Here is a 17,474-nt window from a genome sequence, read left to right as displayed (position 1 = left end):
TGCGGACCTCGGGCTCCTTGAAAGGAGGACGATCGTGCGCAGCGTACTTCCCAGCAATCCTGATCTCCGTCGGCTTCGCGACTTGGCGCGGGCTCTCCAGCGGGACTGTCGATCGGGTGACCCCTCGTCGCAAAACCGGATCCTGGCCGTGTTCCCTGACGCTGATGTGGCGCAAGTGGCCCTCTCGAAGGCGCTTGCGGTGGTGGCGAGGGGGCATGGCTACCCTAGCTGGCCCAGGCTGAAGGCCGAGGTCGAGGCGCGGCGATCCTTGAGCGCCGACCGCATGGCCCGCCGCAGGAAGATCTACGAGGGCAAGGCCAAGATCCTCTACGAGGGCCCCGAGCCCGGCACGCTGATCCAGTTCTTCAAGGACGACACGACCGCCTTCGACGCCCGGAAGCGCGCAGTGCTCGAAGGCAAGGGCGTCATCAACAACCGCATCAGCGAGTTCGTGATGCGGCGGCTGAGCTCGATCGGCGTGCAGACCCACTTCATCAAGCGGCTCAATCTGTCCGAGCAACTGATCAGGGAAGTCGAGATCATCCCGCTCGAGGTGGTCTGCCGCAACATCGTCGCGGGCTCGCTCTCGCAGCGCTTCGGCCTGCCGGAGGGCCAGACCCTGCCGCGCCCGATCGTCGAGTTCTACCTGAAGGACGACAAGCTTCACGACCCGCCGGTGGCCGAGGAGCACATCGCCGCCTTCAACTGGGCTTCGACCCAGGAGATCGACGACATCGTGGCCCTGACGCGCAGGATCAACGACGACCTCCGTGGGGTGTTCGGCGCGGTCGGCATCACGCTGGTGGATTTCAAGTTGGAGTTCGGGCGCGTGCGGGAGGGCGAGGTCTCGCACGTCATCCTGGCCGACGAGATCAGCCCCGATAGCTGCCGGCTCTGGGACAGCCGGACCAATGAGAAGCTCGACAAGGACCGTTTCCGCCGCGACCTCGGCGACGTCGTCGAAGGCTACGCCGAAGTGGCCCACCGCCTCGGCATCGCGCTGTAGGTCCGCTCAGGGCGCTCCCGTCTCCGGAGGCGGAGAGCGCCTTACGCCGGGGGGCAGCCCTTGAATTCGCCGACCTTGGCGACGCTCAGCTTGGCGAGGTTCATGGCCATCAGCGGCTTCATCGAGGACGAGCCATGGCCGGTGAAGAGATCGATCTTGTTGCCCTTGATCGCGCCGCCGGTGTCGGTGGCGTACCAGTAGCCGTCATGGGCGCGGCCGTCGGGCATCGGCAGGCCGACGGTTTCCTTGATGAACAGCTTGGTCCGGCGCGGGATCACCTTGGTGTCCACGGCCACGGTGCGCATCGCGACCACCTTGCAGCCCAGGGAGTCCAGGGTGCCGACGCCCTTGGCGCCGACGTGATAGAGCGTGGCCCGCATACTGAACTCGGGCGTGCCCGGCAGGGCCCCGGTCAGGGCCGAGACGATGAGGTCGCCAAGCGGGTCTTTGGCGGGCGCAGCTTGCGCGCTTTGAGACAGCCCCAGGAAGAGAGGAAGGGCGGCAAGGGCGGCGAGGCGACGTCGCATGACGGCGGCTCCTTCGTCGTTGATCTTTCCAGCGGCGGCCTTCGTACCCGGACTCCGAACGCCGGATCAACCCCTAGTGAAGTTTCTCTAACAGCGACATATAGGCGCCGTGACTTCCACGGCGTCTTGGCGAGCGCTATCAACCCCTTGTCAGAGAAGGGGTTTCGTATGCGGATCTACGGAGATTCTATTTCCGGGAATTGTCTCAAGGTGCGCTGGGTCGCCGACCTCCTGGACCTCTCTTACGAGTGGATCGAAACCGATGTTTTGAAAAGTGAGTCTCGGACTCAGGCCTTCCTGGCGATCAATCCAGCCGGCCAGGTGCCCACCGTGATCCTGGACGACGGCCGTCCGCTGGCCCAGTCCAACGCGATCATCCTGCACCTCGCGGAAGGCTCCGCCCTGATCCCCGCCGATCCCTATCTCCGCGCCAGGATGTTCGAATGGATGTTCTGGGAGCAGTACAGCCACGAGCCCTATGTCGCGGTCGCGCGCTTCCAGGTTCGTTATCTCGGCAAGTCGCTGGCCGATCTCGACGCCAGGCTGGTGGAGCGGGGCAATGGCGCCCTGCAGCGCCTGGAGGACGGCCTGGCCGGAGGGGCCTTCCTCGTCGGCGACCGGCTCAGCCTCGCCGACGTCGCCCTGGTGGCCTATACCCGCGTCGCCCACGAGGGCGGCTTCGACCTCGATCGCTATCCGGCGGTGAAGGCCTGGGTGAAGCGGGTGGAGGGCGAGCTCAAGATCGCTTAAACGGAGCGGCATGAAAGCTCCGCTGATCGCCGCCGCCCTGCTGCTGATGCCCGCCCAGGCGCTGGCCTGGGGGTCGAGCGGCCATCGCATGGTCGGCGAGAGCGCGATGCAGGCTCTGCCGGGCGAGGTCCCGGCCTTCCTGCGCAACGCCCAGGCGGTGCGCGACGTCGGTGAGCTGTCGCGCGAGCCGGACCGGTCCAAGGGCGCCGGGCGCATCCACGACCACAACCGCGACGCCGCTCATTTCCTCGACCTGGACGAGGACGGGAAGATCCTCGGCGGCCCGTCCTTCCTGCCCCTGCCGCCGACGCGGGCCGACTACGAGAAGGGCCTGCAGACCGCGGGCCTCGATAGCTGGAAGGCCGGCTATCTGCCTTATGCGATCATCGAGCAGCACCAGCAGCTCACCAAGGACTTCGGCTATTGGCGCGTCCTGAGCTACATGGCCGCCCGCGAGAAGGACCGGGTCCGCAAGGCCTGGTACGTCCGTGACCTCGCCCGGCGCGAGGCGCTGATCCTGGGGGCCATCGGCGAGCTTTCGCACTATGTCGGCGACGGCGCCCAGCCGTTGCACGTGACCGTCCACTACAACGGCTGGGGCGAGTTCCCCAATCCGGAGGGGTTCACCCGGGCCCGCATCCACGGGCCGTTCGAGGGCGATATCGTCTTCGCCGGCGTCAAACCTGCCGATGTTTCCAGCAAGATGACGCCCCTGAAGTCCTGCGACTGCCCGATCGAGCAGCGGACGGTCGACTATCTGGGCGAGACCGCGACCCAGGTGATCCCGCTCTATCGCCTTGAAAAGGCAGGCGGACTGGCGAGCGGCGATCCGCGCGGGGCGGCCTTCGCGGCCGAGCGGCTGGCGGTCGGCGCCTCGGAGCTTCGGGACATGATCGTATCGGCATGGCGCGCCAGTCCGCGCGCTACGGTCGGTTGGCCGGCCCTGCGCGTTGAGGATGTGCTGGCCGGCAAGGCCGACCCCTACGACTCGCTCTACGGGCGCGATTGATGACGCAAAAACCTCCGCAATTCGGGGACTTGCTGCCCGGCCGGGACTATGCGGACCGCCCGGCGGCCTTCGGCCTGCTGGCGCGCGATGGGCGGATTGCTGTGGTGTTCGTCAGGAAACCTGACGACGCGACCTGGTTCGACCTGCCTGGAGGCGGCGTCGACCCCGGCGAAACCTCGGCCCAGGCGGTGGTCCGCGAGTACGGCGAGGAGGCCGGCCTGAAGGTGCGGGCAGGGGAGGTGTTCGGCCTCGCCGACCAGTACTTCGTGAACACCGAAGGCGTCGCCTGGAACAATCGAAGCAGCTTCCATCGCCTTGAATTCATTGCAGAAGACGCCTCGCTCAAGATCGAGGACGACCACACCTTGCTCTGGCTGGAGCCGCTGGAGGCGATCACCGCCCTGCGTCACGACTCCCACGCCTGGGCGGTGGCGGCCTGGCTGAGGCTCTAGGCCGGCGGCGCCTTTGGCTTGGCCCGGCGATCGGGGATCGCGCCGCTGATCTTGCGAATATCCTCGGCCTCCTCGTCAAGCTTCTTGAGGATCGCCTCAAGTTCCTTGTCGGGCAAATTCTCGATGCCGATGAAGGCGTTGTGAGCTTTGCCAACGCGAATCAGTTCATCCAACTTGGCGTGAATGGCGTTATTGTCGCGGTTCTGAGTGTTCTGGATCAGGAACACCATGAGGAACGTGATTATGGTAGTCGAAGTATTGATCACCAACTGCCAGGTGTCCGAAAATTTGAATAAAGGCCCGGTGATGGCCCAGCCGATCACCAGCATGCAACAGACGGCGAATACCGCCGGACGCCCCGTCCACCGGGCTGTCACAGTCGCAAACTTCGTAAAGTCCTGACTGAACTTGCTCATACTTCGGACTCCGGGCCGCATTGCGCGGCGCAGGCTGAACGGGTAGTGCGAGCGCCAGTTCCGACCAGGAGTGCACATGTCCCAGGCACAGATCATCGACGGAAAGATCATGGCCGAGCGCCTGCGCGAAGCCGCGGCGCAAGAGGTCGCCAGGCTCAAGGCCGAGCACGGGCTGCAGCCCGGCCTGGCGGTTGTCCTGGTGGGCGAGGACCCGGCCAGCCAGGTCTATGTCCGCTCGAAGGGCGAGCATTCCAAGGCTGCCGGCATGCACTCGGTCACCCATCGCCTGCCGGCCGACGTCGGCCAGGCCGAGCTCCTGGCTCTGGTCGATCAGTTGAACAAGGACCCGGCGATCCACGGCGTCCTGGTGCAGCTTCCGCTGCCCAAGGGACTGGACGAGAAGGCGGTGATCGAGGCCATCGACCCGGCCAAGGACGTCGACGGCCTGCACGTGGTCAACGCCGGCCGGCTGGCCCAGGGCCTGCCGTCGTTGGTGCCTTGCACCCCGCTCGGCTGCATGATCATGCTCCGCGAGACCCTTGGCGACCTGACCGGCAAGCGCGCCGTCGTGGTCGGCCGCTCGGTGCTGGTCGGAAAGCCGATCGCTCAACTGTTGCTGCAGGCCGACTGCACGGTGACCATCGCCCACTCGCGCACCCAGGACCTGCCGGCGGTCTGCCGCGAGGCCGATATCCTGGTGGCGGCGGTCGGCCGGCCGCAGATGATCAAGGCCGACTGGATCAAGCCGGGCGCGACCGTCATCGACGTCGGGATCAACCGCGTCCCGTTCAGCGATCCGGTCAAGGCCGCGCAGGGCAAGACCAAGCTGGTGGGCGACGTCGCCTACAAGCAGGCACTGGCCGTCGCCGGCCACATCACGCCGGTGCCGGGCGGGGTGGGGCTGATGACGGTGGCCTGCCTGCTGCAGAACACCGTCACCGCCGCCAAGCGCATCGCCGGCCTGGAGGCCTAAGCTCCGCGGCCGTTCGTCCAGGCGACCGTCTGGCCCGTCACCTGGGCCACCGCCTCGTCGAAGGCGCGGACGATGGCCGAGACGCGGTTGTCGTCGGCCCGGGCCGTCGTCTCGACCAGCTTCGAGCCGGCGAGCGTGCGGTCGGCCATGTTCACGAGGCTGAGCCGTAGGGCCACGACGATGTTCGGGGCGGCCTTTTCGCCCTGGTCGTAGACCACCTCGAAGCGGGTGACGTCGATCCGCAAGCCATATTCCGCCCGCCGAACCTCACCGCGCGTCACGAGGCGCGCCGGGCCGGTGTTCTGGTCGAAGGCGCGCATGACGGCGTCGTTGAACAGCACCGAGGCCGGGGACACCCAGCGCGCGCCGGAGATGAACGCCACCCGCTCGCCGGTCACCGTCATGATGCGATCGCCGGAGGCGGACTGGACGAAGCCGCCGCCGGTCCTCAGGACGCCGAAGCTGTCGGTGGCGGCGGCCTGCTGGGCGTCGGCGGCGGGCACGCCGTCGAAGCGATAGAGCTGGGACGGGTCTTCCTCGGGCAGCAGCGAGATACAGGCCGAAAGACCCACCGCGGTCGCGGCCAGGGCCAAGGATTGCAGGACGCGTCGGATGGCTCTCATGGCTTGACCTTGATCTCCTGGGCCGGCGCCTTGCCGACCAGGCCGCGCGGATTGCTTTCGAGGTTGCGGATGAGCCGGTCGAGCGACTCCGCCGTCTGTTGCAGCGACTGCATCGTCGCGGTGAGCTCGGGGAGGCCGTTGTTGGCGAAGTCGGTGGCCGGGCCGTCTAGCCGACCCAGCATGCCGCGCAGATCCTTCGCGGCGGCTTGGGCCTCTTCCGAGGCGGCGGCCAGGTTCTCGATGGTGCGCTTGCCGTCGCCGTCGACCAACTCGCGGCTGGACTTGCTGAGGGCTGCGATCTCGGTCGCGGCCTTGTCGATGCTCTGCAGCGACTTCTGGGCGTCGGCGATCATGGCGCGCCGGGCCTTCAGCTCGGCGGTCACCGCCTGGGCGTCGTTGATGGCGGCGCTCACGGTCTTGATGTTCTGGTCCGAAAGCACTCGGTTGACCCGGTCCAAGGCCTCAACCGTCCGGGTCAGCACGGTTCCGCCGCCCTCGAGGATGTCGGAAAGCGCGCTGCGCTGGGTCCGTAGGCGAGGGACCGTGCCGGGCGGCACTGTGTCCTTGAGGAGCCGCCTGGCCGGAGTGCCGGCCGTGATCTGGACGTAGTTCACCCCGGTGATGCCCTGGGGCTCCAGAGTGGCGTAGGAGTCTACGCGGATCGGCACGTCGGAGGTCACGCGCGCCCTGGCGATCACCCGGCTTGGATTGTCCGGATCGAGCTGGATGCGCGTCACCTCGCCGACCTTGATGCCGTTGAAGTGAACTTCGCCGCCCTGGCTCAGCCCGCGCACGGGTCCATCGAAGATGATGTCGTAGACGTCGTAGTCCTGGGCGAACTGCAGCCGCGCCAGCCATAGGGAGAAGATCACCAGGCCGGCGAAGAGCAGCAGGGTCGAAAAGCCCACCAGGGCATAGTTGGCGTCTTTTTCCATCAGACCGATTTCCCGGCTCTCTCAGATGCAGTCGCCGCGGCGCGACCGCGCGGGCCCAGGAAATATTCCTTCACCCAAGGATGTGTTGAACGCTCCAGCTCGCGAACCGGCGCCGTTTCGATGACGTGACGGTCTGCAAGCACCGCGACGCGGTCGGTGATCGTATAGAGCGTGTCGAGATCGTGGGTGATCATGAACACGGTCAGGTCGAGGCTTTCGGACAGGTCGCGGAGCAGCTCGTCGAACGCGCCGGCGCCGATCGGGTCGAGACCGGCCGTGGGTTCGTCCAGGAAGAGCAGTTGCGGGTCGAGGGCCAGCGCCCGCGCCAGACCGGCGCGCTTTCGCATCCCGCCCGAGAGCTCGGCGGGCTTGAGGTCGCCGGCGCCGGGGCGCAGCCCGACCAGGGCGATCTTCAGGTCGGCCAGCTCGTCGATCACCTTGCGCGAGAGCGTGGTGTGCTCGTGCATGGGCGCAGCGACGTTCTCGCGCACAGTCAGGTTCGAGAACAGGGCGCCCTGTTGGAACAGCACGCCCCAACTGCGCTCGATCTCCGACCAGCGCCGGCGCGAGGCATGCTGGATGTCCTGGCCCATCACCTTGATCGTGCCGGCTTCGGGACGACGCAGGCCGATGATGCTGTTCAGGAGGACCGACTTGCCGGTGCCCGATCCGCCGACGACGCCAAGCACCTCGCCGCGCGCGACCGTCAGGTCGAGATTCTCGTGCACCACGTTGTCGCCGAACTGCGAGCGCAGGCCGTGGACCTCGATCGCCGGACCCTCGTCGTCATCAATCTGAGCGGGAAGATCGGTCACTAGATATCCAACTGCATGTAGATCAGCGCGAAAATCGCATCGATCACGATGATGGCGAAGATGGCGTGGACCACGGCCGCGGTCACCCGGCGGCCCAGGGATTCCACGTCTCCGCCCACCTCCATGCCCTGGCGGCAGCCGATGCCGGCGATCACCGCGGCCATGATCGGGGCCTTGGAAAGCCCGACCAGGAAATGGGTCAGCCCGACATTGTCGATGATGCGCTGGAGGAAGAACGCCGGCCCCAGGTCCAGCACGGACCAGGTGACGATCAGGCCGCCGATCAGGCCGGCGATCGTCGCCACGAAGGTCAGCAGCGGAATGGTGGCCAGCAGGGCGGCGAACCTTGGGAACACCAGGCCCTCGAACGGATCGACCCCCAGGACCTTCATGGCGTCGATCTCCTGGTTCATCTTCATCGACCCGATCTCGGCGGCGAAGGCCGAGGCCGAGCGGCCCGCCAGCAGGATGGCGGTGATCAGGATATTGAACTCGCGCAGTACGGCGATGCCGATCAGTTCGACCGCGAAGACCTGGGCCCCGAACTGCTGCAGCATGTTTGCGCCCAGAAGGCCCACCACCGCCCCGATGAAGAACGAGGTGATGGCGACGATCGGGATCGCGTCGAGACCCGCGCGTTCGGCCAGGGAGACCACCGCCGGCCAGCGGATGCGGGAGGGCTTGATGATGATCCGGCCCAAGACCACGAGCAGGTGTCCGACGAAGACCATGGTCTCGAAGATCTCGGCGCCCAGGTCGAAGACCCCGCGGCCGACCCGGATGGCGAGCTCATAGAAGCCGGTCGGGCCCTTGCGCTTCTCCGGACGCTCCGCGGCTGCGGCGCCGACCAGTTCCAGCAACCGGCGGGTTTCGGGGCGCGCCTGGATCCGCTCTCGCGCCTCGCCGTCGCCCACCGCGCGGATGACCGCGTAGGCGCCTGCGGTGTCCAGCCGGCGCACGCCGGTCAGGTCGAGGCTGTGGGGAGGCGTTTCGCGGAAGGTGTTGATCAGGCGCGCGGCCGCGTCCCCCGTCGATGTGGCGGTCCAGTCGCCGGAGAGGACCGCCTTCTGGCCGTCAGCGTCTTCCGTCAGGATGAAATCGGCGGGTCGTTCCATCAGCTCGCGTTCGGCCTCGCAGGCGGTGTTTAGGTGAGTTGAACCGCCCCTACGGTCAACCTAGCAGAGCCGTCGCGCGACACGGAACGCCTTATGCGCAGGTTGTCGCGCGGCGCCGGAACTCGCCTTGAGGTCGCGACAAGGTGATCGCCACGCCCCAGCTTGGCCCATTTTTCGCCCAACTCGCGAGCCTTAGAGATCGGCCGAGCCGGCTCGTCCGGCCTATGGGCATCTATTTCAAGGTCGGGAGCGTGCGTTGACCCGTCAGATCGAAATCGCCGGAAAGTCCGGCGTCCTCTATCGGTACACCGCCCTTGACGAGGAGCGTATCCTGCCGCCCGCAGGCGCGAACTACGTGATCTGCAAGCCCGCGGCCAAGGGCGTCGACATCCTCTTCGTCGGTGAGACCGAAAGCCTTTCGCGGCTGACCTGGCGCGAGCAGCTCGCCCAGGCGCGCGAGACCTATGGCGACGACGCCGATGTGATGACACGCCTGAACGTGCGCTTCGTCGTCCGCCAGGCCGAACAGGAAGACCTGATCGAGGCATATCGGCCGCCGATGAACCGGGAAGCCAGAGCCTAGACGGTCGCCAGCCTGCCGGTCATGCTTGGCCGTGCCCGAACGCCTCATTGTCATCCTCGGCGCGGCGGTCCGGCCTGACGGCACGGCCAGCGCCGCGCTGCTGCGCCGGATCGAGGGCGGGCGGCGGCTGGCGCAGGCCTATCCGCGCGCCCAGGTTTTCTGCTCCGGCGGAGTAGGGCGCCATGGCCCCTCGGAAGCCTCGATCATGGCGCAGCGGCTGGTCGCCGGCGGCGTATCGTCCAGCCGCCTGGTTCTCGACGAGGCCAGCCTCGACACGCTTCAGACCGGCTTGGCGGCGGCTCGGTTCATTCGCACGAACGGGCTGCCGGGCGCCATCGTCTGCACCGACAGCTACCACGCCCTGCGGACCCGCCTGATCCTTGCGGCGCTGGGGGTTCCGGCGATCGACGGCTCGGTGAGTGCGGGAGTCGCGCAGATGGGCGCGTTCCAGTGGGCCCGAATGCGACTGCGCGAGGTTCCGGCCATTCCCTATGACGGCGTGCTGGCGCTGGCGAAGCGGCGGGGACTTCCACCCGTTCGCCGATAAGAGAGGCCGCCTAGACCGTGTCGGTCCGGAAATAGCGCTCGGCCTGCTCGCTCCAGCCATAGGCGATGTCGTTGAACTGGTCGCGGTCGTAGGCCGGGCTGTTCTTCAGCACGTCCTTGGTGAGGTCAGTGACATAGCTGTCGGCGCGCTCGTCATAGCGCAGGGCGCGCCATGGAATGGGGTGGAACTTGCCGCTGACGCCGAACAGGCCGCCGAGTTCCAGGGCCACGAACCGGGCCTGTCCGGTGTCGCGCTCGAAGAACACTTCGCGGATCACGCCGAGCTTCTTGCCGGATGCGTCCTTGAGCGGCGCGCCGAGCAGGTTGGCGCTGCGGATCATCAGGGCGTCGAGACTCATGGCTTCCTCCAGATCGGCTCTGGAAACGCCCAGCTCTGCCGTTCGATCCGCAGCCGGGTCGTTTTGTCGATGCGGGCGGGAAACGGGGAGCCGCGGGGGCGATTGAACCCGACGGATCGAGTTCTGCGACTCCCCGCCGCCCCGTCGGGACGGCGCTCGGAGCCATCCCGGGAACGTTCTTGCGGGGATAGGCGGGGCTCAGGCGGCCCGGCCAGCCCCGACTTGAAGGCGGCGCTCACGGCGCAGCAGCGCACCTGCGGTCGAGAAGCCGATGATCATCAGCGCCCAGGAGGCCGGCTCAGGCACGGCGCTGCCCACGGAGACGGCCTGGCCGACGCCGGAACCGCCGACCACGCCGGCGGTCGGCGCGTCGATGGACTGATAGCGGACGAACAGGTTGGTCAGGTCGACATTGCTGATCGCCGAGGCGAAGTTCAGCGTGAAGCTGCCCGTGCCGTTCTCGCCGAGATCCACGCCGGCCCCGCCGCCGCCGGCGCATTGGCCGCCGCCGCTCGCCAGGAAGCAGAGCTCGAACTTGCCCAGCATCGGCGCATTGCCGCTGCCGGTGACGCCGAAGGCGCCGGTGGAGCTGGCCGAGGTGACGTTCGGATCGACGTCGAAGCCGAAGCCTGACACCCGCGCGGCGTCGACCGGCGAGGCCGAGGTGTTGGTGACCGAGTAGCCGAAGGTCCAGCTATTTCCGGTAACCGACTGCAGGGTGTAGCTGACGTTGGACGAAAGGCCGTTCAGTTGGCCCGCGCCGGTGAAGCCGCCGAACGCCACGTTCTGCGTGTAGCCGATCTGGCTGCTGTTCCATTCCACGGCGGCGGCCGAGGAGGCCGCGGCGAGCGTGATTCCAGCGAGCGCGCAGGCCGCGATGTGTCTGATCATGGCGATCCCCTGGAGCGCCAGGCGAGCCGCCGAGCGCAATTGATAACTCCCCTTAACTATCCCGGACGCCGAGGATCTGCCTGTTATCCAATTGAAAACTCACGTAAAGAATTGCAACAAGCGCCACCTTTCGGCGAGCTTTGACGTGGTTCGCCTTGGCGCGGGGCGGTCAGCCGCTGTTGCGCAGGCCGGCGGCGATCCCGTTGATGGTCAGGTGGATTCCCTCGCGCACCGCCTCATGGCTGTCGCCGGCCCGTCGGCGACGGATCAGCTCGATCTGCAGGTGGTTGAGCGGGTCGATGTAGGGCAGGCGGGTGCGCAGCGCCTCGGCCAGGTCCGGATAGCGGTCGAGCAAGGCTGTTTGGCCGTTGATGGCGAGCAGGGCTTCGCAGGTCCGCTCCCATTCGGCCTCGATCCTGCCGAAGATCGTCTCGGCGAGGGCCTTGTCCTCGACGAGGTCCGAGTAGCGGTGGGCTATGTGCATGTCGCTCTTGGCCAGCACCATCTCCATGTTCGACAGGGTGGTGGCGAAGAACGGCCAGGCCTCGTGCAGGTCGTGGAGCTGCTGGGTCGACACCCCCGATGTGGCGATGGCCGAGCCGAACCCGTACCAGCCCGGCAACATGGTCCGCGACTGGGACCATGAGAACACCCAGGGGATGGCCCGAAGACCCTCGATGCTGCGGGTCGGCTGGCGCGAGGCCGGCCGGCTGCCGATGTTGAGCTCGACGATCTCGGTCAGCGGCGTGGCGGCGTAGAAATAGTCCACGAAGCCGGGGGTCTCGTAGACGAGGCCGCGATAGGCCTCCATAGAGGCCTGGGACAGCGCGTCGAGCGTGGCGGCGTGCTTCTCCCCCAGGCGCTCGACTGCCGGCTTGCGCAGCGACGCCAGGGCGACGCCGGCGACGATGGTTTCCAGGCTCTGCTCGGCCAACTGCGGGTCGGCGTACTTGTTGGCGACGACCTCGCCCTGTTCGGTGATGCGGATACGACCGCGGACCGTGCCTTCCGGCTGGGCCAGCAGGGCGTCGTAGCTGGATCCGCCGCCGCGGCCGACCGTGCCGCCGCGGCCGTGGAAGAGCTGCAGGCGAAGGCCCGCCTCGTCGGTCGCCGCCAGCAGGGCGCGGCTGGCCTGGTGAAGCTCCCAGGTCGAGGTGAGGTAGCTGCCGTCCTTGTTGGAGTCCGAATAGCCGATCATCACCTCCTGCAGCCGGCCTTCGGCCAGCAGAGTCCGGATCAGCGGCAGGCCGAGATAGGCTCGCATGGTGTCCGGCGCTGCGCGCAGGTCGCCGATGGTCTCGAACAGGGGCTCGGCGAAGACCTCGGTGCGGGGCTTTTCGCCGGGATGGAAGAGGCCGACCTCCTTCAACAGGACGTAGACCTCGAGCAGATCCGAAACCGACTGGGTGTTGGAGACGATGTAGGCGCGGATGGCCTGCGGCCCGTAGAGCGCGCGGGAGCGGGCGGCTTGGGACAGCACCGCGTATTCGCGGCGGGTCTCATCGCTGTAGTCGGCATAGGGCGAATAGAGCAGGCGGCCGTGGGAGAGCTCGCCCAGCAGCAGGCGGCGGCGGGCCTCCTCGTCCAGGGCGCCATAGTCGGGGCAGACGCCGGCCACGGCCAGCAGCTCGGCGATGGTCCGTGCATGGACCGCCGAGTTCTGCCGCAGGTCGAGGGTGGCCAGGTGAAAGCCGAAGCAGTCCACGGCCCGGATCAGGCGGGGAAGAGGGCCTTCCGCGAAGATCTCGCCATGGTTCTCGATGAGCGAGTCCAGGATGGTCTGCAGGTCGGCCTTCAGGGCCACGGCGTCGGGATAGGGCTCCGCCGGCAGCGACGATGGGCGGGGAACAGCTTCGCCGGTGAGGGCCGGATAGGCGGCGGCCAGCCGCGCATAGACCCCACGCAAGGCGCGTCGATAGGGCTCGTCCTCCCGTTGGGGGGAGTCGTCCTGCGACAGGTCGGCCAAGGCCTGCAGGGCGGGGCTGACCTTTGTCAGCGTGCTGGAGATCGAAAGGTCCGCGCCCAGCGCATGGATGCGGTCGAGATAGTCCAGCAGGGCCGCCCGCGACTGTCGCGCGAACGCCTGGCGCTGGACCTCGTCGGTGACGAAGGGATTGCCGTCGCGGTCGCCGCCGACCCAGGAACCGATCCGCAGGAAGCTGGGCAGGGTAGAGGCCAGGTCCCGGGTCCAGCGCGCATAGAGCCGGGGCAGCTCCTCCAGAAAACTGCGCTCGAAGAAGGAGACGGCGTTCTCGATCTCGTCGATGACGCCCAGGCGCGCGCCGCGCAGCAGGCGGGTGCGCCAGAAGATGGCGACCTCGCGCAGCAACTCTACCTCTCGATCGTCCCGCGCGGCGTCGGTTGACGCGTGTTCCCAGGCGGAGAGGGCCGCGGCGATCGCTGCGGCGCGGTCAAGGACGCTCTTGCGGCGGACCTCGGTCGGGTGGGCGGTGATGACGGGGGCGATCAGGGCGGTCTGCAGCAGCTTGGCGACCTCGGCGGGGGAGACGCCTTCCCCGGCCAGGCTGTGCACGGCGCCGGCCAGCGTATCCTCCCGTACCTCGCCGTCCTTCAGACTGCGGCGGCGCTGGAGGTAGTCCTCGGCGATATTGGTGATCTGGAGGAAGCAGGCGAACGAGTGTGCGAAACGCACCGTCTCGGTCAGGTCGAGGCTGCGAAGGCGTTCTTCCAGCAGGGCCGCATTGGCCGCGCCGCCATCGCGGTGAAAGGCGACCGAGGTCCGGCGGATGTCCTCGATACGATCGAACAGGGCCATGCCGTCCTGGGCCTTGATCACGTCCCCCAGGACCTTGCCCAGTACTCGAACCCTGACCCTCAGCTCCGAGGGCGGCGACTTTGTCACTCGGTCGGTCACGCGCACACCTTCCGCCTGCCTGCGACCTGGAATTTGTACAACCGCATTCGCAGCGGCGTCTCGCCTTGTCAGTGGTCCAGGTACTCGCGCATCAGGGCGCGGGCGGCGCGGGGCAGCATGCGGGCGGGCGCGTCCTTGGCGAGGGTCACCCGCGCCATGTGCGAGCCTTCCAGCAGCAGCATCAGGCTGTCGCCAAGTTCGTCGCTCTTCGCCCCGGCGGCGCGAGACAGCTCGATCAGGCGGCGGTGGGTCTCCTGTTTATGCGCCTTGGCCACCAGGAACGCCGGGTGATCGGGCTCGTGCAGCTCGACCGCCGCATTGCAGAGCGCGCAGCCATGCTCCTCGTCGGTGTCCGACTTCTCGGCGAAGGCGTCGAACAGGCCTTCCAGCTTGGCGCGTGGAGTGTCGTAGCGGCCGACCACCTCATCCCACCATGCCCAGCTTTCGCAGGACTGCTGGCGCAGCACGGCGGCCACCAACTCGTCCTTGGAGGGAAAGTTCCGGTAGAGGCTCATCTTGGTCGCGCCGGCCTCGGCGGCGATGCTCTCCACGCCCACGGCGCGGATTCCCTTGCGGTAGAACATGTCCCGGGCGGTCTCGAAGATCCGGTCACGCGCCGGCCTGCGCGACGCGTTCTCAGCCGCCCGCGACCCAGCTTCCTTCCGAGACGTCTTCATAGTCCCGCCTGCGCTCAGAGTGTTACCGATCGGTATCCTGCTCACCGACCGCCACGGGCGTCAAGCGCGGTGCTGGACGATCAGGCGGATGTTGCGCTGGCGGGTCAGCCAGCTCCACAGCCAGTCGAAGGCCACGGCGATGCGGTTGCGCAGCCCGATCAGGAAGTAGACGTGCGCCACGCCCCAGAAGATCCAGCCGATGAAGCCGGTCAGCTTCACCCGACCAAGCTGGACCGCGGCGTTGTGCCGGCCGATGGTCGCCAGATCCCCCGCGTGGCTGTAGCGGAAGGCTTCGGTCGGGCGTCCGGCGATCTGCGCCAGCACCTGGCGCGCGGCATGGCGGCCGGCCTGCTTGGCCGCCGGGGCGATGCCGGGGACCGGCTTGCCGTCCGAGAGCATGGCCGCCGCGTCTCCAACCACGAAGACCTCGGGGTGGTCGGGCAGGGAGAGGTCGGCGGCGACCTTGACCCGTCCCGCCCGGTCATGCTCGGCGGCCAGTTCCGCCGCGAGCTTGGAGGCGGCGACGCCGGCGGCCCAGATAACCGTGCCAGCTTCGATGACCTGGTCGCCGAGCTGCACTCGGCCGTCCTCCAGGCCGGTCACGGTGGTCCCGGTCATGACCTCGACGCCGAGTTCCCTCAGCGCCCGGCCGGCATAGGCCGAAAGATCCTCGGCCAGGGCGGGAAGGACCCTTGGGCCGCCTTCGATCAGCAGCACCCGCGCCAGGCTGGGATCGATCTGGCGAAAGTCGCGGCTGAGGGCGTCGCGGGCCAGTTCGGCGACGGCCCCGGCCATCTCGACGCCGGTCGCGCCGCCGCCGACGATGGCGAAGGTCAGCAGGGCGGGGCGTGCGCCGGGATCGGCCGTTTCCGCCTGCTCGAAAGCCGAAAGGATGCGACGGCGAAGTTCCGTGGCGTCGGCCAGGCTCTTCAGGCCCGGCGCGTGCTGTTCCCATTGCGGCTTGCCGAAATACGAATGGGTGGCGCCCGTAGCGAGGATCAGATGGTCATAGGGAAAGACGCCGGCCGTGCTCTCGACCTCGCGCCGTTCCAGGTCGATGGCCAGGGCCTGGGCCATCACCACGCGCACATTGGCCTGGCGGGTCAGGACATGCCGCAGGGGCCAGGCGATTTCCGAAGGCGACAGGGCCGCGGTCGCCACCTGATAGAGCAGGGGCTGGAAGAGGTGGTAGTTGCGCTGGTCCAACAGGGTGATTTCCACCGCCGCCTTGGCCAAGCCCCGCGCCGCCTCCAGGCCGCCGAACCCGCCTCCGACGATCACAACCCGAGATCTGCCAGACTGCGCCATCATCGCCGCTCCCGATCAACCCTAGCTATATAGGATCGCCCAGCGACCGATGGTTGGCGAACGGCGCCCGAAAGCGCATCTTTATGCGATCGCGGCTTACTTTCCGCGTACTGAGGGAAGCGATCTTGGCTGTCGAACACTTCGACGTACTCATCGTTGGCGCCGGACTGTCCGGCGTCGGGGCGGGCCGCCACCTTCAGGCCAACTGCCCGGGCAAGACCTATGCGATCCTGGAAGGCCGCGGCGCCATCGGCGGCACCTGGGATCTCTTCCGCTATCCGGGCGTCCGCTCGGACAGCGACATGTACACGCTCGGCTATGCGTTCAAGCCGTGGCGGGAGGCCAAGGCGATCGCCGATGGTCCTTCGATCCTGAACTATGTCCGCGAGACCGCGCGGGAGCACGGCATCGACCGCCACATCCGCTTCAATCACCATGTGAAGCGCGCGGACTGGTCCACGCAGGACGCCGCCTGGACCGTCCAGGCCGAGGTCGGGCCGGAGAAGCGGGTCGTCCGCCTGACTTGCAACTTCCTCTTCATGTGCAGCGGCTACTACGACTATGCGGGCGGCTACATGCCGGATTTCGCCGGCGTGGAGCGCTTCAAGGGGCGGCTCATCCATCCGCAGGCCTGGCCCGAGGACCTCGACTACGCCGGCAAGAAGGTGGTGGTGATCGGCAGCGGCGCGACGGCGGTCACCCTGGTCCCCGAGATGGCGAAGAGCGCCGGTCACGTCACCATGCTGCAGCGCTCGCCGACCTATGTGGTTTCGCGCCCGGCCGAGGACGCCACCGCCAACTGGCTCCGCGCCAAGCTCCCGGCCAAGCTCGCCTACGGCCTGACCCGTTGGCGCAACGTCCTCTTCGGGATGTTGTTCTTCAATCTCGCCCGCAAGAAACCGGAGAAGGTGAAGGCCCAGATCATCGACATGGTCCGCCAGCACCTGGGCCCGGACTATGACGTCGAGACCCACTTCACGCCGCGCTACAACCCCTGGGACCAGCGCCTGTGCCTGGTGCCGGACGCTGACCTGTTCGACGCCATCAAGGCGGGGACCGCCTCGGTGGTGACCGACCACATCGAGACCTTCACCGAGGGGAGCCTGAAGCTGAAATCGGGCCAGGAACTCGAGGCGGACATCATCGTGAGCGCCACCGGCCTGAAGCTGCAACTGCTCAGCGGCCTGGAGGTCAGCGTCGATGGCCAGCGCATCGATATGGCCAGGACCATGACCTACAAGGGCATGATGTACGGCGGCGTGCCGAACCTCGCCTCCGCCTTCGGCTACACCAACGCCTCCTGGACGCTTAAGTGCGACCTGACCTGCGAGTACGTCTGCCGCTTGCTGAACCACATGGACCGGATCCGCGCACGCCAATGCGTTCCGATCCCGGACCCGAGCGTTGGCGAGGCGCCATGGCTCGACTTCACGTCGGGCTATGTCCAGCGCGCCCTCGACCAGTTCCCGAAGCAGGGGGTGAAGAAGCCCTGGAAGCTGCACCAGAACTACGCGCTCGACCTGGTTTCGCTGCGGTTCGGCAGGGTGGACGACGGCGTCATGGCCTTCTCGAAGCCTGCGCCGGCTCAGGGCTGCGACCTGGCCGCTTAGGACC

Annotated in this window: 19 protein-coding genes; 8 read left to right on the top strand and 11 right to left on the bottom strand. The window is 67.5% G+C overall.

The features are described 5' to 3' along the window. Nucleotides 1–283: 283 nt before the first annotated feature. Entirely contained in the window at nucleotides 284–1,006 is a 723-nt protein-coding gene (purC, locus tag ABID41_RS00815; RefSeq protein WP_331932779.1) for a phosphoribosylaminoimidazolesuccinocarboxamide synthase, read from the top strand. A gap of 41 nt (nucleotides 1,007–1,047) precedes the next feature. Here the strand turns inward: purC and ABID41_RS00810 are convergent, their stop codons facing one another. Continuing rightward, the gene (locus tag ABID41_RS00810; RefSeq protein ID WP_331932769.1) at nucleotides 1,048–1,533 is read right to left on the bottom strand and encodes a 3D domain-containing protein; all 486 of its coding nucleotides are present in this window, start codon (nucleotides 1,531–1,533) and stop codon (nucleotides 1,048–1,050) included. Nucleotides 1,534–1,701: 168 nt separating this feature from the next. Between ABID41_RS00810 and ABID41_RS00805 the strand changes: the two genes are divergently transcribed. From ABID41_RS00805 to ABID41_RS00795, 3 genes are read left to right on the top strand one after another with little or no spacing between them, the layout of a single operon-like run. Then, on the top strand, nucleotides 1,702–2,283 hold the full coding sequence (locus ABID41_RS00805) for a glutathione S-transferase family protein (protein WP_331932768.1): 582 nt from the start codon (nucleotides 1,702–1,704) through the stop codon (nucleotides 2,281–2,283). Between the two features lie 10 nt (nucleotides 2,284–2,293). Then, the gene (locus tag ABID41_RS00800) at nucleotides 2,294–3,292 is read left to right on the top strand and encodes a phospholipase C/P1 nuclease family protein (protein ID WP_331932767.1); all 999 of its coding nucleotides are present in this window, start codon (nucleotides 2,294–2,296) and stop codon (nucleotides 3,290–3,292) included. Next, complete coding sequence (locus ABID41_RS00795) at nucleotides 3,292–3,744, top strand: NUDIX domain-containing protein (RefSeq protein WP_331932766.1); 453 nt, start codon at nucleotides 3,292–3,294, stop codon at nucleotides 3,742–3,744. The genes ABID41_RS00800 and ABID41_RS00795 overlap by 1 nt, the downstream gene beginning before the upstream one ends. On the opposite strand, the gene ABID41_RS00790 is transcribed toward ABID41_RS00795, so the two are convergent. Next, nucleotides 3,741–4,160: a low affinity iron permease family protein gene (locus tag ABID41_RS00790; protein ID WP_331932765.1), complete on the bottom strand. Its 420-nt coding sequence runs from the start codon at nucleotides 4,158–4,160 to the stop codon at nucleotides 3,741–3,743. The two genes, ABID41_RS00795 and ABID41_RS00790, sit on opposite strands and share 4 nt — an antisense overlap. Nucleotides 4,161–4,236: 76 nt before the next feature. On the opposite strand from ABID41_RS00790, the gene folD reads away from it, so the two are divergent. After that, on the top strand, nucleotides 4,237–5,133 hold the full coding sequence (folD, locus tag ABID41_RS00785; protein WP_331932764.1) for a bifunctional methylenetetrahydrofolate dehydrogenase/methenyltetrahydrofolate cyclohydrolase FolD: 897 nt from the start codon (nucleotides 4,237–4,239) through the stop codon (nucleotides 5,131–5,133). Here folD and ABID41_RS00780 read toward each other — a convergent pair. The 4 genes from ABID41_RS00780 to ABID41_RS00765 are packed head-to-tail and all read right to left on the bottom strand — an operon-like array spanning nucleotide 5,130 to nucleotide 8,621. Beyond that, on the bottom strand, nucleotides 5,130–5,756 hold the full coding sequence (locus tag ABID41_RS00780) for an ABC-type transport auxiliary lipoprotein family protein (protein WP_331932763.1): 627 nt from the start codon (nucleotides 5,754–5,756) through the stop codon (nucleotides 5,130–5,132). The two genes, folD and ABID41_RS00780, sit on opposite strands and share 4 nt — an antisense overlap. After that, on the bottom strand, nucleotides 5,753–6,691 hold the full coding sequence (locus ABID41_RS00775; protein WP_331932762.1) for an MlaD family protein: 939 nt from the start codon (nucleotides 6,689–6,691) through the stop codon (nucleotides 5,753–5,755). The genes ABID41_RS00780 and ABID41_RS00775 overlap by 4 nt, the downstream gene beginning before the upstream one ends. Then, complete coding sequence (locus ABID41_RS00770; RefSeq protein WP_331932761.1) at nucleotides 6,691–7,506, bottom strand: ABC transporter ATP-binding protein; 816 nt, start codon at nucleotides 7,504–7,506, stop codon at nucleotides 6,691–6,693. Before ABID41_RS00770 ends, ABID41_RS00775 begins: the two co-directional genes overlap by 1 nt. Then, complete coding sequence (locus ABID41_RS00765) at nucleotides 7,506–8,621, bottom strand: ABC transporter permease (protein ID WP_331932760.1); 1,116 nt, start codon at nucleotides 8,619–8,621, stop codon at nucleotides 7,506–7,508. The genes ABID41_RS00770 and ABID41_RS00765 overlap by 1 nt, the downstream gene beginning before the upstream one ends. Before the next feature lie 256 nt (nucleotides 8,622–8,877). Here ABID41_RS00765 and ABID41_RS00760 point away from each other — a divergent pair, with 256 nt between their 5' ends. Next, nucleotides 8,878–9,204, top strand: coding sequence for a hypothetical protein (locus ABID41_RS00760; RefSeq protein ID WP_331932759.1), 327 nt, complete (start codon nucleotides 8,878–8,880; stop codon nucleotides 9,202–9,204). A 31-nt stretch (nucleotides 9,205–9,235) separates the two neighbouring features. Next, nucleotides 9,236–9,751: a YdcF family protein gene (locus ABID41_RS00755; RefSeq protein ID WP_331932758.1), complete on the top strand. Its 516-nt coding sequence runs from the start codon at nucleotides 9,236–9,238 to the stop codon at nucleotides 9,749–9,751. Nucleotides 9,752–9,761: 10 nt separating this feature from the next. On the opposite strand, the gene ABID41_RS00750 is transcribed toward ABID41_RS00755, so the two are convergent. The 5 genes from ABID41_RS00750 to ABID41_RS00730 form a co-directional block, all read right to left on the bottom strand. Beyond that, on the bottom strand, nucleotides 9,762–10,109 hold the full coding sequence (locus ABID41_RS00750) for a PRC-barrel domain-containing protein (protein WP_331932757.1): 348 nt from the start codon (nucleotides 10,107–10,109) through the stop codon (nucleotides 9,762–9,764). Between the two features lie 198 nt (nucleotides 10,110–10,307). Further along, nucleotides 10,308–11,000 carry a cistern family PEP-CTERM protein gene (locus ABID41_RS00745; protein ID WP_331932756.1) on the bottom strand — a complete coding sequence of 231 codons (693 nt, stop codon included), beginning with the start codon at nucleotides 10,998–11,000 and terminating at the stop codon, nucleotides 10,308–10,310. A gap of 169 nt (nucleotides 11,001–11,169) precedes the next feature. Beyond that, nucleotides 11,170–13,875: a phosphoenolpyruvate carboxylase gene (gene ppc, locus ABID41_RS00740; protein ID WP_331932755.1), complete on the bottom strand. Its 2,706-nt coding sequence runs from the start codon at nucleotides 13,873–13,875 to the stop codon at nucleotides 11,170–11,172. A 68-nt stretch (nucleotides 13,876–13,943) separates the two neighbouring features. After that, nucleotides 13,944–14,552: a TetR/AcrR family transcriptional regulator gene (locus tag ABID41_RS00735; RefSeq protein WP_331932754.1), complete on the bottom strand. Its 609-nt coding sequence runs from the start codon at nucleotides 14,550–14,552 to the stop codon at nucleotides 13,944–13,946. Between the two features lie 60 nt (nucleotides 14,553–14,612). Further along, nucleotides 14,613–15,863, bottom strand: a complete 1,251-nt coding sequence (locus ABID41_RS00730; RefSeq protein ID WP_331932753.1) for an NAD(P)/FAD-dependent oxidoreductase — start codon at nucleotides 15,861–15,863, stop codon at nucleotides 14,613–14,615. Between the two features lie 122 nt (nucleotides 15,864–15,985). On the opposite strand from ABID41_RS00730, the gene ABID41_RS00725 reads away from it, so the two are divergent. Further along, a complete protein-coding gene (locus ABID41_RS00725) occupies nucleotides 15,986–17,470 on the top strand; it encodes a flavin-containing monooxygenase (protein WP_331932752.1) in 1,485 nt (494 codons plus the stop codon). Nucleotides 17,471–17,474: the final 4 nt, after the last annotated feature.

It is taken from the genome of Phenylobacterium koreense (assembly GCF_040545335.1).
Lineage (GTDB): Bacteria > Pseudomonadota > Alphaproteobacteria > Caulobacterales > Caulobacteraceae > Phenylobacterium > Phenylobacterium koreense.
Note: the sequence above shows the minus strand (reverse complement) of the source record. Positions and strands in the feature narration are given on the sequence as shown.

Coding starts and splice junctions, on each gene's coding strand:
- purC (WP_331932779.1), top strand. CDS start 284: ATGGCCCGCCGCAGGAAGATCTACGAGGGCAAGGCCAAGATCCTCTAC.
- ABID41_RS00810 (WP_331932769.1), bottom strand. CDS start 1,533: ATGCGACGTCGCCTCGCCGCCCTTGCCGCCCTTCCTCTCTTCCTGGGG.
- ABID41_RS00805 (WP_331932768.1), top strand. CDS start 1,702: ATGCGGATCTACGGAGATTCTATTTCCGGGAATTGTCTCAAGGTGCGC.
- ABID41_RS00800 (WP_331932767.1), top strand. CDS start 2,294: ATGAAAGCTCCGCTGATCGCCGCCGCCCTGCTGCTGATGCCCGCCCAG.
- ABID41_RS00795 (WP_331932766.1), top strand. CDS start 3,292: ATGACGCAAAAACCTCCGCAATTCGGGGACTTGCTGCCCGGCCGGGAC.
- ABID41_RS00790 (WP_331932765.1), bottom strand. CDS start 4,160: ATGAGCAAGTTCAGTCAGGACTTTACGAAGTTTGCGACTGTGACAGCC.
- folD (WP_331932764.1), top strand. CDS start 4,237: ATGTCCCAGGCACAGATCATCGACGGAAAGATCATGGCCGAGCGCCTG.
- ABID41_RS00780 (WP_331932763.1), bottom strand. CDS start 5,756: ATGAGAGCCATCCGACGCGTCCTGCAATCCTTGGCCCTGGCCGCGACC.
- ABID41_RS00775 (WP_331932762.1), bottom strand. CDS start 6,691: ATGGAAAAAGACGCCAACTATGCCCTGGTGGGCTTTTCGACCCTGCTG.
- ABID41_RS00765 (WP_331932760.1), bottom strand. CDS start 8,621: ATGGAACGACCCGCCGATTTCATCCTGACGGAAGACGCTGACGGCCAG.
- ABID41_RS00750 (WP_331932757.1), bottom strand. CDS start 10,109: ATGAGTCTCGACGCCCTGATGATCCGCAGCGCCAACCTGCTCGGCGCG.
- ABID41_RS00745 (WP_331932756.1), bottom strand. CDS start 11,000: ATGATCAGACACATCGCGGCCTGCGCGCTCGCTGGAATCACGCTCGCC.
- ABID41_RS00735 (WP_331932754.1), bottom strand. CDS start 14,552: ATGAAGACGTCTCGGAAGGAAGCTGGGTCGCGGGCGGCTGAGAACGCG.
- ABID41_RS00730 (WP_331932753.1), bottom strand. CDS start 15,863: ATGATGGCGCAGTCTGGCAGATCTCGGGTTGTGATCGTCGGAGGCGGG.